General features: G+C 61.6%; 13 protein-coding genes. 7 read left to right on the top strand and 6 right to left on the bottom strand.

Annotated elements, in window-relative coordinates:
- Nucleotides 1-7: 7 nt before the first annotated feature.
- Nucleotides 8-1,012, bottom strand: coding sequence for a hypothetical protein (locus BLT85_RS00265; RefSeq protein WP_093391036.1), 1,005 nt, complete (start codon nt 1,010-1,012; stop codon nt 8-10).
- Nucleotides 1,013-1,242: 230 nt separating this feature from the next.
- Between BLT85_RS00265 and BLT85_RS00260 the strand changes: the two genes are divergently transcribed.
- A complete protein-coding gene (locus BLT85_RS00260) occupies nt 1,243-2,472 on the top strand; it encodes a BaiN/RdsA family NAD(P)/FAD-dependent oxidoreductase (RefSeq protein WP_231701502.1) in 1,230 nt (409 codons plus the stop codon).
- Here BLT85_RS00260 and lnt read toward each other — a convergent pair.
- The gene (gene lnt, locus BLT85_RS00255; RefSeq protein WP_093391033.1) at nt 2,448-4,082 is read right to left on the bottom strand and encodes an apolipoprotein N-acyltransferase; all 1,635 of its coding nucleotides are present in this window, start codon (nt 4,080-4,082) and stop codon (nt 2,448-2,450) included. The two genes, BLT85_RS00260 and lnt, sit on opposite strands and share 25 nt — an antisense overlap.
- A 173-nt stretch (nt 4,083-4,255) precedes the next feature.
- On the opposite strand from lnt, the gene BLT85_RS00250 reads away from it, so the two are divergent.
- Entirely contained in the window at nt 4,256-5,146 is an 891-nt protein-coding gene (locus BLT85_RS00250) for an acyltransferase (protein WP_093391030.1), read from the top strand.
- Between the two features lie 12 nt (nt 5,147-5,158).
- Here the strand turns inward: BLT85_RS00250 and ald are convergent, their stop codons facing one another.
- Complete coding sequence (gene ald / locus BLT85_RS00245; RefSeq protein ID WP_093391026.1) at nt 5,159-6,277, bottom strand: alanine dehydrogenase; 1,119 nt, start codon at nt 6,275-6,277, stop codon at nt 5,159-5,161.
- 90 nt (nt 6,278-6,367) lie between these two features.
- Nucleotides 6,368-7,408, bottom strand: coding sequence for a GGDEF domain-containing protein (locus BLT85_RS00240; RefSeq protein WP_093391024.1), 1,041 nt, complete (start codon nt 7,406-7,408; stop codon nt 6,368-6,370).
- A 221-nt stretch (nt 7,409-7,629) separates the two neighbouring features.
- On the opposite strand from BLT85_RS00240, the gene BLT85_RS00235 reads away from it, so the two are divergent.
- The 3 genes from BLT85_RS00235 to BLT85_RS16700 all read left to right on the top strand — a co-directional run bounded on the left by BLT85_RS00235 (nt 7,630) and on the right by BLT85_RS16700 (nt 9,924).
- Complete coding sequence (locus BLT85_RS00235) at nt 7,630-8,634, top strand: response regulator (protein ID WP_093391021.1); 1,005 nt, start codon at nt 7,630-7,632, stop codon at nt 8,632-8,634.
- An 18-nt stretch (nt 8,635-8,652) separates the two neighbouring features.
- A complete protein-coding gene (locus BLT85_RS00230) occupies nt 8,653-9,612 on the top strand; it encodes a sensor domain-containing diguanylate cyclase (protein ID WP_093391017.1) in 960 nt (319 codons plus the stop codon).
- A 147-nt stretch (nt 9,613-9,759) separates the two neighbouring features.
- The gene (locus BLT85_RS16700) at nt 9,760-9,924 is read left to right on the top strand and encodes a hypothetical protein (protein ID WP_172829794.1); all 165 of its coding nucleotides are present in this window, start codon (nt 9,760-9,762) and stop codon (nt 9,922-9,924) included.
- Nucleotides 9,925-9,960: 36 nt separating this feature from the next.
- Here BLT85_RS16700 and BLT85_RS00225 read toward each other — a convergent pair whose 3' ends face one another.
- Nucleotides 9,961-10,506: a hypothetical protein gene (locus tag BLT85_RS00225; protein ID WP_093391014.1), complete on the bottom strand. Its 546-nt coding sequence runs from the start codon at nt 10,504-10,506 to the stop codon at nt 9,961-9,963.
- An 11-nt stretch (nt 10,507-10,517) separates the two neighbouring features.
- A complete protein-coding gene (locus BLT85_RS00220) occupies nt 10,518-11,690 on the bottom strand; it encodes a zinc-dependent alcohol dehydrogenase (protein ID WP_093391011.1) in 1,173 nt (390 codons plus the stop codon).
- Nucleotides 11,691-11,951: 261 nt separating this feature from the next.
- Between BLT85_RS00220 and dbpA the strand changes: the two genes are divergently transcribed.
- A complete protein-coding gene (gene dbpA / locus BLT85_RS00215; RefSeq protein ID WP_093391008.1) occupies nt 11,952-13,328 on the top strand; it encodes an ATP-dependent RNA helicase DbpA in 1,377 nt (458 codons plus the stop codon).
- Between the two features lie 24 nt (nt 13,329-13,352).
- The gene (locus tag BLT85_RS00210; RefSeq protein ID WP_093391005.1) at nt 13,353-15,296 is read left to right on the top strand and encodes an SLC13 family permease; all 1,944 of its coding nucleotides are present in this window, start codon (nt 13,353-13,355) and stop codon (nt 15,294-15,296) included.
- Nucleotides 15,297-15,305: the final 9 nt, after the last annotated feature.

Genomic DNA, 15,305 nt, shown 5'->3' with positions numbered 1-15,305 from the left:
GCCCGACTCAGCGCCGGAATGCCAGATGCTGACGGTGCGGGTTCGGGTTACGCCAGATGAACCCTTCGAAGTAATAATGCAGAAAGGTAACCGTCAGCGCGACGACCGCGACCAGCTGATAACTCATGTAGTGCGTGAGGCCGAAGGCAATCAGCACCGAAAGCGCCGGCAGCAGCACTACAGGCGGTAGCCGCGTGAAATGCGTCAGGCGATAAACGAGGTTCACCGGCCCGGATTTGTTGCGATTGTTGTCGTGGCTGATGTAGATCATGTACGCGGTGACGTCGTGGATCACGCGCGGTATGAGGATCACGAACACCGTATAGCCGATCTCGTTGACCACCAGCGTAGAGACCAGCATCGCCACATTGCCCCAGAGATACCAGCGGCCGATCGGAAAGCGGGACGTCGGGCTAAGACGCAACGACAGCACCACCACCGCAGCGCACATCAGCGCGGCGGACCAGGCGACCACGTCGTACCAGCTGAGCGGGCCGAAGGCCTCATAGCCCAGATAACTCGACGCGTAGACAGTGACATAGATCATGAACGCGCTGAAGATTGCCAACCATTTCCATGCCTTGAACAGGCGTGTTGGTGCGGTGCCCATCATCATCAGCGTAAGACCGAGCTGCTGCGCCAGCACGTGGTAGATAGTGTAAAAGCCGAGAAACACGAACAGCGCCTGGTTACTCAAAGGCTGCGGACCAAAGGTCCCCGCGCTGGCGATCAGCGCGAACAGAACCAGCGGCCAGAACAGGCTGCGCCGGTAATGCCCGATGTATTCCTTGTCCGCCATCGTCAGCAGACTGGCGACTATATGGGGCAGCCCGAAAATCACCGTCCAGAACGGCCAGTGCATCGGATCGGAAGGCAGGTATTGCCGTAACAGTGCGCCGTCGAGGACCCAGGCGTCGATCGCAACGAACGCCAGCACCGCCGGTACGATGGCGTACAACGCCAGCAGCCAGCGACAGTCGACGGAGTGCATGGGAGTGACAATGGCGTTCATGGCCGAACCTCGTATTGTTGTTGTAGCCACAAGCGAGTATTCAACAGCAGCTGCGGCTCGTTTGTGATCGCTTCGACGTCCTGCCAGACGCGCCCGTCAAACTGACGAAACGCTGCAATGCCCATCCGGGACATTGCGCAACACTGCATCGAACCACCCCGCCGGCTCGACCGGCTGCGTGTCGATGACGGGCGGCTGACGTATACTTCCCGCTTTTGCGGATCCCTCCCGTGTCGACTCCCTCAGCCCATTACGACGTGATCATTCTCGGTGCTGGCGCCTCCGGGCTGTTTTGCGCATTCACCGCCGCCCAGCGCGGCCGGCGCGTGCTGGTCCTCGAACGGGCCAATAAGGTCGGCAAGAAGATCCTCATGTCTGGCGGCGGGCGCTGCAATTTCACCAACCAGACCGTCGAGCCGGCCAATTTCATCTCGATCAATCAGCATTTCTGCAAGTCGGCGCTCAAGCGCTACACGCAGTGGGACTTCATCGCTCTGGTCGAGCGCCATGGCATCGACTACGAAGAGCGCAAGCACGGCCAACTGTTCTGTACCGACAGCGCTCGCGACATCGTCGATATGCTGCTTGACGAGTGCGCCGCTGCCGGCGCAGAAGTCCGCACCCAGTGCGAGATCCGCCAGATACTGCCGGCAGGGCCCGCTGACACAGGCACCGCTCGCTATAAAATGACCATCGACCAGTCTCAGCAGACAGCACAACTGACCTGCGAGTCGCTGGTGGTCGCCACTGGCGCTCTCTCCGTGCCAACCCTCGGCGGCAGCGGCTACGGCTATGACATAGCCAGACAGTTCGGTCTGCCGCTGACCGAGCGCCGTGCCGGTCTGGTCCCCTTCACGTTCAGCGACGCGCTCAAGCCCATGTGCGAGCGACTGTCAGGCCTGGCGGTGGAAGTCAGCGTGACCTGCAACGGCCAAACCTTCGTCGAAAACATGTTGTTCACCCATCGCGGCATGAGCGGACCGGTCATGCTGCAGATATCCAACTACTGGCAACCGGGTGACGAACTGGTCATCGATCTGCTGCCCGACCGGGATGCCAGCACCTGGCTGACCACAACCAAGCGCGAACAGCCCCGCACCCGCTTGCGCAACGTTTTGTCACCCTCGCTGGCCAAGGCCCTGGTCACCGAGCTACAGCAGTTCTGGTGGCCCGACCGCGACGAAACACCGCTGGCCGAGTGGAGCGACCGTCAGCTCTCCGACATCGGACAGCAGCTCAACGGCTGGCGGATCAAACCGTCCGGCACCGAAGGCTACCGTACCGCGGAGGTGACCCTTGGCGGCGTTGACACCGCCGCGATCAGCTCGCGGACCATGGAAGCCACGTCTCAGCCAGGCCTGTACTTTATTGGCGAAGTGCTCGATGTCACTGGGCATCTGGGCGGCTTCAACTTCCAGTGGGCCTGGGCGTCCGGTCATTGCGCCGGACTGGTCGTCTGACTGCTCCGGCGCGACGGATGCCATAGCGCCAGTCCTACCAAACCAGCCAGCAGGCAATACATGAGCAGTGCAGCCAGATGCGGGTGCCGGCTATAGAAGCTGCCGCCAGACGTGGCGGAAAATGGCAGGTCCACCAGCAACTGCGCACGCGAAAACGCCTGAGTCTGCGCCACTGTCCGGCCCGACGGCGTGGTAGCGACCGACGGTCCGTTATTGATCAGATGCACCATCGGGACCCGATTCTCCACCCCTCGCACGATCGACATCGCCTTGTGCTGGAACGGCTGGCTGGTCTCGCCGAACCAGCCGTCCTGGGACAGGAACAACAGCACACGGCCGGCCGCATCGCCGCCTACGGCTTCGGCGATGAATGCAGGAAAGGCCGTTTCGTAGCAGACCTTCGGAACCACCTGCATGTCGGCGATCTGGAAATAGGCATGCTCGGCCCCCGGTGTGAGCGGTTGTAGAAACTCACCCAGAAACAGGTCGCTGAGCGCTTTCAGGCCTGGCAGATGGAAAAACGCCGGAAGGTATTCGCCGAAGGGCATGCGTTGCATCTTGCGATAGGTGCCGGCGAGCTCACCATGAGTGTCGAGCAACGCCACCGAGTTGTAGCTCACCCGACCGGTCTCCTCCCAGCGGCGTTCGACGTCGTGAAATATCAACGGGACGCCAAGGCCCGACATCTCCTCGGCATAGCCGCGACGGACGCTGTACATGTCGAAGTAACCCTTGTAGCGCGCCTCCGGCCAGGCTATCCACTGTGCTCCGAGCTTGGCCAGGCGGCGCGTAGCAACCATCTCTTCGGGTTCCTCCCGACTGAAGCCAGGCGCCGGCGGCGGCAGGTCGAGCGAGACAGCATCGTTGGGCTGGACCAGCCCGATGCGCCGGGTCTCCCAGTCGGCTACGCGTTCGTCCCAACTATTCAGGCTGACCCAGCCGTAACCAAACCAGAGCGCCAATGCGAGCCCGGCAGCAACCGACAGCCAGCGCCGTCCGCTACGGCGCAAAAGCTCGAACGCCAGCGCGCTGGCGACCAGCATGATGAAGTCCATACCCTGCGCGCCAACCAGATCGACGGCCTGAATGCCCGGTAGGAAAAATACCTGCGCTTCGGCGAAGTGGGTCTGGAACAGTAGTGGGTAGGCGCTGAGCACCGCCAGGATGGCGCACGGGAAGCTGAGGACATCGAGTCCGGGCAAGCGCTCCGACAGCCAGCGATAGAGCACGCAGCCAAGCGCCGTCGCTCCGCCAACGTAGCTCCAGAAGAACACTGCCAGCAGCGCGCCCATCGGCCATGAGACACCTTTCAGGTTGACCGCGAAATCGATCATCCAGTGGCTTGCCCCGGCGAAGCACACCGTACCGGCGACCCAGCCAAGCAGCAGGCTGCGCGAATAACTCGCTCCACTGAGTGCAAACAGCAACGGAACCCAGCCAATCCAGGCGGTCCAGAACATCGCCGGCTGCAACCAGGGTGCGCAGAGCATCAATCCCGACAGGACCGCGAGCATTACGCGCCAGGACAGCGCCAGCGCGGCGGGAGCCGAGTCTGTGTCCGCCTCTTGGATGCGTGCAGGCCAGGACAGGCCGAACCGGGTAAAACTCAAGGTGCCTCCTGACGCTGATCGCTTATAGGTATTGGATTAAGGGCCACACTATGAAGCCGGCGGGCCAGCAACAATCACCCTTTCGGGTGAAGCTGCCGAACGGGCCCGAGGATTGTCCCGCGCGGCTTCGATTCGTCTATGCTAGCCCGCTGCGCAGAATTATAGGTGCCCCCATGCCCCATTGGCTTATCGGAATCCTGACATCGTTGATGATGCTGGCGAGCACCCTGGTCGGCATAGTCCCGATGTTGCTGCTCGCCTTGCTCAGACTGGTCATGCCGCACCCCGGTCTGCGTCGGGGACTGGCCCGCGGCGTGATGTGGATAGCCGAGACCTGGGCCGAATCGCTCAAGCGGGTGTTCGCCATCATGGCCCCGACGATCTGGGACATACGCAGCGACTGCGCGCTCGACCATCAGCATTCGTACCTTGTTGTATGCAACCATCAGTCATGGGTGGACATTCCGGCCCTGGTGCAGGCGTTCAACCGCAAGACTCCGTATTTCAAGTTCTTCCTGAAGAAGGAGCTGATCTGGATACCCTTCCTCGGCCTGGCATTCTGGGCGCTCGATTACCCTTTCATGAAGCGCTACAGCAAGGCACATCTGGCTCGGCACCCGGAAGATCAGGGCAAGGATCTGGACATCACTCGCAAGGCCTGTGAGCGCTTCCGCTCGCTACCTGTGACCGTGGTGAACTTTCTCGAGGGCACCCGCTTCACCGAACAGAAGCGGGTGCAGCAACAGTCGCCGTTTCGCTATCTGCTCAAACCCAAGTCGGGCGGCGTGGCCTTCGTCATGGCTGCGCTGGGAGAACAGATGCAATCGCTACTAGACGTAACCATCTATTATCCGGGCGGAAACCCGCCGGGCTTTTGGGCCCTGCTCAGCGGGCGCGTCGAGCGGGTAGTGGTCGAGATACGCGGGCGAACCATTTCGAGTGAAATGTTCGCCGGCGACTACGCGAACGATCCTGACTTCCGCGCAACATTCCAGGCCTGGGTCAACCGGCTGTGGGAAGACAAGGACCAGCGCCTGGCAGAACTGCACGCCGGAGACGACTGACAGGTCTCTGCGCTACAGCCCTTTGATCGCCTCGGCGGGCTCTATCGAGTCGATTCCCAGCGCCTCACCAACACTGCGGTTGGTCAGCCGGTCCTGCGCCACGTTCAGCCCGTTGGCCAAGTGTGAATCATCCAGCATTGCCTGCTTCGCGCCCTTGTCGGCCAATGCCAGGACGAACGGCAGCGTCGCGTTGTTCAGCGCCTGAGTGGAGGTCCGTGCGACACCGCCGGGCATGTTCGCCACGCAGTAATGCACAACGTCGTCGACGACGTAGGTAGGATCGGCATGGGTAGTCGGTCTGGATGTTTCGGCACAGCCGCCCTGATCGATGGCAACATCGACCAGTACCGAGCCGGCGCACATGCCCGATACCATCTCGGCGGTGATCAGCTTCGGCGCTGCAGCACCGGGAATCAGTACCGCGCCGACGACCAGATCGGCGCTGCGCACCTGCTTTTCGACCGTCGCGGAGGTGGAATACAGAGTATCGATCCGGTTGCCATACTGTGCGTCAAGCCGACGCAGGACATCCGGGTTTCGGTCCAGCACGGTGACATGCGCACCCAGCCCTACCGCCATCGCCAGTGCATTCGCACCCACCACGCCGCCGCCGAGAATGACCACGCGGCCACGCGGGACGCCCGGCACGCCACCCAGCAGTACCCCTCTGCCACCGCGGGCTTTTTCCAAGCAGCTGGCGCCAGCCTGAATCGCCATGCGTCCGGCCACTTCCGACATCGGCGCGAGCAAGGGTAGCCGGCCGTGAGCGTCGGTAACCGTTTCGTAGGCGATACAGGTCGCGCCGCTGGCGAGCAGGTCCTCGGTTTGCGGGCGATCCGGTGCCAGATGCAAATAGGTGAACAGCACCTGATCCGGGCGCAGCCGCTTGCGCTCCTCGGCCTGCGGCTCCTTGACCTTGACGATCATCTCGGCACGCTCGAATACCTGCGAAGCGGAGCCGAGTTCGGCTCCGGCGCGCTGGTAATCCTCATCACTGAAGCCTATGGCTGCCCCCGCCATGGTTTCGACCGTCACCTGATGGCCATGCCGGATCAGTTCGGCGATGGCTTCGGGGGTAAGGCCCACGCGGTATTCGTGATTCTTGATCTCTTTGGGGATGCCGATATGCATGGCTCTGCTCCTCTACGCGATGACCTGGAAAGTGTAGAAGAGCCTGAGAGAGATTCAAAAAAATTTACGCTTCGTTTGAAATTCGAAACATCATCGTGACAGGGAATAGTGTTGCCCGGCGGCTACCACCTGGTTGCGTCCGCCGCCCTTGGCCTCGTACATACGGCGATCCGCCGTTTGCAACAACTGGTCGAGCGAGCAGCCGTCCTCTCCCAGCGAGGCCACACCCGCGCTGAAGCTGAGGTTGACCAGCCCGCCCTCGAGCTGCAGCGGCGTGGCACATAGATGCTCACGCAGCGAGTCCGCCAGTTCGGCCGCCCGGCTGAGGTCGGCACCGGGGAGCAACAGGGCGAACTCCTCCCCGCCCAACCGGCAGAACAGGTCGGTCTCGCGCAGCCGAGTCGGCAGCAGAGCGGCCACATGGCGCAACACCTGATCACCGCCATCGTGCCCGAACTGATCGTTGATACGCTTGAAATGGTCCAGATCCAGCACCACCAGCGACAACGGCCTGTTATCGCGCAGAGCATGGCTGCGCTCGCGTTCGAACACGTCTGCCAGCTTCATGCGATTCGCCAGGCCAGTCAGCCCATCGGTGCTGGCCAGATCGAGCAGGCGTTGCTCGTTGTCGACACGGCTGCGTTCATACACGTGCGAGAACAACATCATCGCCATGCTGCTCAGGCCCACGTTTGCGACGATAACGATGTTGAACAGCGACGCTTCGGTCATGTACCGATAGTTGAAGCCCAGCACACCCAGGCCGACGAAGGCGGCGGACATGAACAGACCAGTGCGCAAACCCAGCAGCAAATAGCAGATGATCGGAATGGTCTGAACCCAGGCGAACACGGTGAACGACGTGCGCGGCAGCAGAACGGCGAAAATCATCAGTGAGAACAGCGGCAGGAGAAAAATCACCGTCCAGAACCGCAAACGCTCGGTGGTGCCGATGAAACGCAGCAAATGGAGCGAAAAAGCGGCGTAGGCGAACTCCAGCGCGGACAGCACATAAAGCTCACGGAAGATGTTGATGACGCCAAACAACAGGCCGGCAAAGATGACCAGACACATCAGCGCCTTGAGAACCTCGCGACGATGCTGTTCGCTGGCTTCGAGCTGTTTGGCCATGGGCGCTTCCCCTGCGTGCGGGTTGATTACCACTGTCTGATCGGATCACGACCGATTGTCGCAAATCCCTATTTAAATGTCTGACGTTATGAGCAATCTCTTCTCAAAAGGTCAATAAGTTGTCATGCTTGCGGAAAGACTAATTGATGGCTATTTAGTCTCATTTTGACGCTATCTCTTCGTACAGTCGACCTGCTGACAATGCAACAAGGACATCGAACGTGAGCGCCATCCCGCTACTGGTATGTGACGACTCTAACATGGCTCGCAAGCAGCTGATTCGGGCCCTGCCCTCGAATTGGCCGTTTCGCATCACCCAGGCGAGTAATGGCGTCGAGGGCCTGGAAGCGATCCGCCAGGGTGCTGGCCAAGTGGTGCTACTCGATCTTACCATGCCCGAGTTGGACGGCTTCGCCGTTCTAGCCGCGCTCCGCCAGGAAGGCCTGAAGGCAGAAGTCATCGTGGTGTCCGGTGACGTCCAGGAAGAAGCCGTACGACGCGCCAAAGCCCTCGGCGCCAAAGCCTTTTTGAAGAAACCGGCTGACCCGCTGCAACTGGCTGAAGCACTCAATGGATTGGGGGTCGAAGTGCCGCTGGTTCGGCCAGCCGATGCCGAGCGGATGGCCCTCGCCCAGTTGCCCAGCGTGTCCTTCCGCGATGCGTTCCGGGAAATTTCCAACGTCGCCATGGGGCGTGCCGCGGAACTGCTCGCACGGGTCCTGGGTGTGTTCATCAAACTGCCGATTCCCAACGTCAACATCCTCGAGGTCGGCGAACTGCACATGGCGCTTGCCGACGCACAACGGGGCGAAAGGCTGTCCGCAATCTGCCAGGGTTATATCGGCGGCGGCGTGGCCGGTGAAGCGCTGTTGATCTTCCATGACGCCGAAATCGATGATGTGGCCAAGCTGCTCAACGCCCACATGGACGAGAGCGCCAAGCTGGAGATGCTTCTCGATCTGGCCAGTATCATCATCGGCGCCTGTCTCAACGGACTCTCCGAACAGTTGAACATTACCCTCTCCCAGGGACACCCGCTGGTTCTCGGACAGCACTGTCCGATCGAAGACCTGATCCGCATCAACCAGCGTCGCTGGAAGCGCACCCTGGCGGTGGAGATCAGCTACGGTCTTGAGGATCTCGACATCCGTTTCGATCTCATGCTTCTGTTTACCGAGGATTCGGTACCTCGGCTGCGCGAGAAGCTCGACTTCCTGCTCAACTGATTCACACGGAACGCGCTCATGGCTGCTCAGTTTGACATCAACGAACTTCACTGGCTGCTGGACATCGTCCAGAGTATCGATGTGGGCGTGGTAGTGACTGACCGGGATTACCGCGTCGAAGTATGGAACAGTTTCATGGAAAACCATTCCGGGCGCAGCGCGACCGAAGTGGCACAGAAAACGCTGTTCGAGTTGTTCCCCGAGATCGACCAGGCCTGGTTCACGCACAAGGTCGAAACCGCCGTCATGCTCGGCACCAGGGCGTTCACCATCTGGGAGCAACGGCCCAATCTGGTCCGATTCAAGAGCTACCAACCGATTACCGGGCTGGCTGACGAGATGTATCAGAACGTCACCATCCTGCCGCTACGCAGCACCAACGGCGCCACCGATCATGTCTGCCTGATCATCTACGATGTCACCGGCGTGGCAGTAAACAAGCGTCAGCTGGAGTCAGCCAATGCACAGCTGCGGGAACTGGCATTGCGCGACGGCCTCACCGGCCTGCTCAACCGGCGGCACTGGGAGCAATGCGTCGAGCATGAGTTCGCCCGGCATATGCGATACGAAACGCCGGTCAGCCTGGTCATCTTCGATATCGACCACTTCAAGGCGGTCAACGATACCTACGGTCACCAGACGGGCGACGAAGTGATTCGCGAGGTGGCGCGGGTGACTCGCAGCATGGCGCGGGAAACCGATTATGCCGGCCGTTACGGCGGTGAAGAATTCGTCGTGCTGCTGCCGGATACCGATCTGAACGGTGCCCGGCAGTTCGCCGAGCGGCTGCGCCTGGCCATCAGCAAGTTGCGCGTCGAGCATCAGGACCGACCGTTGCAGTTCACCGTGAGCCTGGGCGTGGCATGCCTGGACACCAAGATGAGCAATCACGCCGAACTGATCGAACGTGCGGACAAGGCGCTGTACCGGTCAAAAGAGAGCGGACGTAACCAGACAACGGTGTTTCAGGACGAATAACACCGCCCCGTGAGGGGAGCGAAACCATGCTGATCCAGCGGATGGAGATAGCCGGTTAACCGACAGCGTCAGCGCAGGCTACGTTGGTGGGACAGCCGCGCCCCGCTTCTGGGTCATTTATAACCAGAAGAAAAGGGAAGCGATTCAATGGACGAGAACAAGCGCGGCTGGCTTTGGGTTTATCGAAAGGCACGCAGTTATCACGTGACCGGTCTTCAGGCCTTCTATCGGGCGACGCGATTCTGGATCACCGGTGACACGGGTTCTTTTCCCACCCATGGCGGATTCCGCAAGTCACGCATCAGGCGCTGAACAGCGTGGCCGGGCGGTAGACCGCCCGGCGCTGCTTCAGTGGCGGTTGACCGTTTCCCGGTCCGCCGCGGCCATGCCCTTGATCTGCGGCACGTTGTCCATGCTGCCCTTGCTTGCGGCCCGGCCGCGCATTTGATCCGGCGTGTCCGGAAAACCACTGCGGTCGCTGTAATCGAATGTGGTCACCGGCTCGTCTTCCTTCGCCAGGTCTTTAGCGCATTTCAGGTCCAGCGCTGCGACACCGGTCACCCCAACAGCGGCGACCATGGCCGTAGTGGCGTCGCCACGTTGCCCGGCGGCGCCGAGGGCCAGCAGGTCCAGCACATCGCCCGCCACTCTCGCCTGAATCCATGGCTTGGGGTTGTCGCTCATCAGGATGCCGGCGCCTGTGGCGATCTCGCGGAGGCCGCACAGCCGGACGAAGCTGCCGCGGCCATGCACGCCAAGCGCACTGGATAGCTGTCGCGGAAGCAGCAGCTCTGCCAGGCCCAGGCCGATGCTGAACCAACCGAGTCGACGCGCCAGTTTGCGTGCCGGATAATTGGTACGGTATTCCTCGTAGGATCTACGTTGTTCTGACATGACGAAACTCCTCAGGGCTTGAGCACGACTTTGACGCAACCGTCATGCTTGTCGCGGAATGTCTTGTACATTTCCGGGCCTTCTTCAAGACTTACGGTATGCGTGATGACGAAGGACGGATCGATCTGACCCTCCTGAATGCGGTTGAGCAAATCGTCGGTCCAGCGGTTTACGTGGGTCTGGCCCATGCGGAACGTCAGCGCCTTGTTCATCGCCGCGCCGAAGGGAATCTTGTCGATCAGGCCGCCATAGACGCCAGGGATCGACAGGATGCCGCCCGGCCGGCAGACATAGATCATTTCACGCAACACGTGCGGACGATCCGATTCCATCATCATCGCCTGCTTGGCCCGGTCGTACATGGCGTCGACCGAGCGCGCCGCGTGCGACTCCATGCCCACTGCATCGATGCACTTCTCCGGACCTTTGCCGCGGGTCAGCATCTGCAGCCGGTCAAGCACGCTTTCCTCGTCGAAATTGATGGTGATCGCGCCGGCGGCGCGCGCCATCGACAGTCGCTCCGGCACGTTGTCGATACAAATTACGTGTTCTGCGCCCATCAGGATGGCGCTGCGGATGGCGAACTGGCCAACCGGTCCGGCGCCCCAGATGGCTACCGTGTCGGTTGGTTCGATTTCGCACTGTGCTGCGGCCTGCCAGCCGGTCGGGAAAATGTCGCCGAGAAACAGCACCTGCTCGTCGGTCAGTCCGTTGGGGATCACCACCGGCCCTACGTCAGCGTACGGAACGCGTACGTATTCGGCCTGGCCACCGGCGTAGCCACCAGTGAGATGGGTGTAGCCGTAAAGGCCGGCGGTGGAATGACCGAAGACCTTGTCGGCAATCTTGGCGTTGCGATTGCTGCGCTCACATACCGAGAAGTTGCCGCGACGGCATTGCGGGCACTCGCCGCAACAGATGGTGAACGGCACCACCACCCGGTCGCCGACCTTGAGCTTCTTGTTGCCCGAGCCGACTTCCATCACCTCGCCCATGAACTCGTGGCCCATGATGTCGCCATGCATCATGCCGGGCATGAAACCGTCGTACAGGTGGAGGTCGGAACCGCAGATGGCGCAGGACGATACCTTGATGATCGCATCGCGCGGATCTTCTATCGTCGGGTCGGGAACGTGATTGTCGCAACGGATGTCTTTCTTGCCATGCCAGCGAAGGGCTCTCATGAAAATCTCCTGTCCGGGTTTTGAATGCGCCGCCTGGTGATTTCCTTCGCTTAGCCGCTGCTGTGCAGTCGGCACGCTTTCCTGCGATGAGTGTTCGATCGCGCGAACAAACTGCGGCGCGTGCGGTACAAGGTTAGTACACGATAAAGCGCGAGAGTTGCCGCGCCCCGGCAAATTCCCGGCCAGCTCCGACGAAGCGCGCCCCCGCACCAGGCTGGGCCGCTCTGCTACACTGGCGCCTCATACGCTACAGGTCCCATCATGACTGCCACCGATTTCAGCAGCCTGCCGCTTTCCTCCCCCATGCTCGAGACGCTGGATCACCTTGGTTACCGGCAGATGACGCCGATCCAGGCCGAGTCGTTGCCGCTGATCCTTGGCGGAGAAGACGTCATCGCCCAGTCACGCACCGGCAGCGGCAAGACAGTCGCGTTCGGCATCGGCCTGCTGGCACCGTTGAACCCTGCTTTCTTTGGCTGCCAGGCGCTGGTGCTGTGCCCGACTCGGGAACTAGCCGCGCAAACCACCACCGCACTTCGCACGCTGGCGCGTGCGCTGCCCAACGTGAAAATCCTCACGCTCGCGGGCGGTACACCGTTCGGTCCCCAGGCCAGTTCGCTGGAGCAAGGTGCGCAGATCGTTGTCGGCACGCCGGGGCGCGTGCAGGATCACCTGGAGCGCGGCACGCTCGACATCGGCCGCCTCAACTGTCTGGTGCTCGACGAAGCTGACCGGATGCTCGACATGGGCTTCATCGACAGCATGACGTCGATCATCGAGCGTGCACCAACGCATCGGCAGACCCTGCTGTTTTCAGCGACCTACCCGCCGGGTATCGAGCAGTTGGCCGCGCGCTTTCTGCGCAGCCCGAAACGGGTCAGCATCGAAGAGCAGAGCCCGAGCAACCCGATCACCCAGCAGTTTTACGAGATCGAACCAGGCCAGCGCTTCCAAGGCGTGCTGCGACTGCTTGCAGCAGAACGGCCGCAGCCGTGCATCGCCTTCTGTCACACGCGCCAGCAGTGCCAGGAATTGCAGCAACTGCTCGCCGCCAACCGTGTCAGCGCTCAAGCTCTGCACGGCGACATGGAGCAGCGCGAGCGCGACCAGGTACTAGCCCTGTTCGCCAACCAGAGCTGCAGCGTACTGGTTGCAACCGACGTGGCCGCTCGCGGACTCGACGTCGAGGGCGTCGCAGCAGTGATCAATGTCGAGCTGTCGCCCGATCCCGCAGTCCATACGCATCGCATCGGACGTAGCGGCCGGGCCGGCCAGCCAGGCCTGGCACTGAATCTGGTCGCGCCAGGGGAAATGGGTCGCGTACGGGCTATCGAGGAGCGCTTCGGTCCTCTGCAATGGCACGCCATAGACCGTCTGCCCGAGCATCTCGACCAGCCCCTGCTTGCGCCCATGCGTACCATCGCTATCGCCGGAGGACGCAAGGACAAGGTTCGCCCGGGCGATCTGCTCGGTGCGCTTACCGGCGAGGCGGGCCTGCCCGGTGACGCCATTGGCAAGATCAGCATCAGCGACTATCAGGCTTTGGTCGCGGTCCGTTGGGATCTCGCCAAAACCGCGCTCGAGCGGCTCGAAACCGGTCGCATCAAAGGCCGCAAGTTCAAGGTGCGCCTGCTTTAATCGCGGCCAGCTACGGATTCATCGATGACCTCCCAGCAGATAACCATCTTCATCATTCTTGCGGCCACCATCGGTTTGTTTCTCTGGGGACGCTGGCGTCATGACGTGGTTGCGCTCGCCGCGCTGCTGGCCTGCGTCATCACTGGACTGACGCCTACCGAGCAGGCCTTCGATGGTTTTTCCAACCCGGCTGTCATCACCGTTGCGGCTGTGCTGGTGCTGAGCAAAGGCTTACAGAGCACGGGCGCGGTCGAAGCGATGGCACAGCGTATCCTCCCTCAGCGCGGCAGCCTGCTGCCAAGCCTGGCGATGCTGGTAGGGCTCGGCGCGCTACTCTCGGCCTTCATGAACAACGTCGGTGCGATGGCCCTGCTGATGCCGATCGCCATGCAACTGGCAAACCGCCAGAATCTGCCGCCGGGAAAGGTGCTGATGCCATTGGCCTTCGGCACCATACTCGGCGGCATGACCACGCTGATCGGCACGCCTCCGAACCTGATCGTGTCGAATTTCCGCCGCGGCGCCACCGAGGTGCCGTTCGATATGTTCGACTTTCTTCCCGTCGGCGGTGGCATTGCTCTGGTCGGTATATTGATGTGCGTGTTTCTGGGTCGCTGGCTGGTCCCCTCGCGCGCGCGCTCGGATGGCGGCAGTTTCGACACCGGGACCTATCTGACCGAAGTGCACATCGGTGAAGGAACGAAAGCCGTGGGCCGCACGCTGGGCGATATCGAAAAACGCCTGGACGAGTTCGACGCACAGATCGTCGGTCTGGTGCGCAACGACTTCCGTGTAACGGCGCCCTATCCTGGCCGCCACCTGCAGGCCGGCGACATATTGGTGATCGAAGCCGATCCGGAGGGGCTGGGTGCGACCCTGACCCGGCTTGGCCTGAAACTGGAAGAGGCCGTTCCGACCGAGCCAGTAGAGGGCGATTCGGTCGAAGCCGACGCCTCGGAAACCGATGAGTCGCCACGGACAGACGCTGACGACCCGGCCCGGCATGCGACCAGTTCGCAGGCTCGCTCGCCAGCCGAGACGGTTGTCCCATCTGCCGATGAGGGCGCCGAGCGAGAGGAAAAGGAACCCGAAGAGCGGAAGAACGCCCATCAGGACATCGTCATTCAGGAGCTTGTCGTCCAGCCCGGCTCCCCGGTCATTGGTCGCAGCGCATCGGACCTGCAGATTCGCACGCGTTTCAGCATCAATCTCCTGGCGATATCGCGCACCGGTCACCGTTCGATCCGGCGGCTGCGCTGGACCGATCTTCAAGCCGGTGACGTACTGCTGATGCAGGGTCGCCCAGAAGCCATTTCCGGGTTCGCCAATGAGTACAACTGCGTGCCCCTGGCTCAGCGGTCGATCCTGATTCCCGATACCCGGAAGGCTTCGCTGGCACTGGTCATCATGGTGGCCGCGATTCTGCTGGCAGCATTTGACTTCTTGCCGGTCGCCCTGGCCTTCACCGCTGGCGTGCTGTTGTTCATGTTAACCAAGGCGATTCCACTACGGCAGGTCTATGAATCGATAGACTGGCCCATCGTGGTGCTGCTTGGGGCGATGTTTCCGCTCGCCGGCGCCATGGCCGATACCGGGGCGGCCGACTTGCTCGCGCGTACGCTACTCGCGCAGATTGGCGACCTGCACCCGGCTATCACCATTGGCGTGGTTATGCTCGTCACCATGACGCTGTCGGATTTCATGAACAATGCCGCCACTGCCGCGGTCATGTGCCCGATCGCACTGGGCATCGCCAGCCAGATGGGCGTTAATCCAGACAGCCTGCTGATGGCCGTGGCCATCGGTGCGTCCTGCGCCTTCCTCACGCCGATCGGCCACCAGAACAATACGCTGATCCTCGGACCCGGAGGCTTCAGCTTTGGTGACTACTGGCGTCTGGGCCTGCCCATGGAGCTCATGGTGTTGCTGCTCGGGGTACCGCTTCTCATGTGGGTATGGCCGCTCTAGAGCGCTAAC

The organism is Halopseudomonas xinjiangensis (genome assembly GCF_900104945.1).
Classification (GTDB): Bacteria; Pseudomonadota; Gammaproteobacteria; order Pseudomonadales; family Pseudomonadaceae; genus Halopseudomonas; species Halopseudomonas xinjiangensis.
Note: the sequence above shows the minus strand (reverse complement) of the source record. Positions and strands in the feature narration are given on the sequence as shown.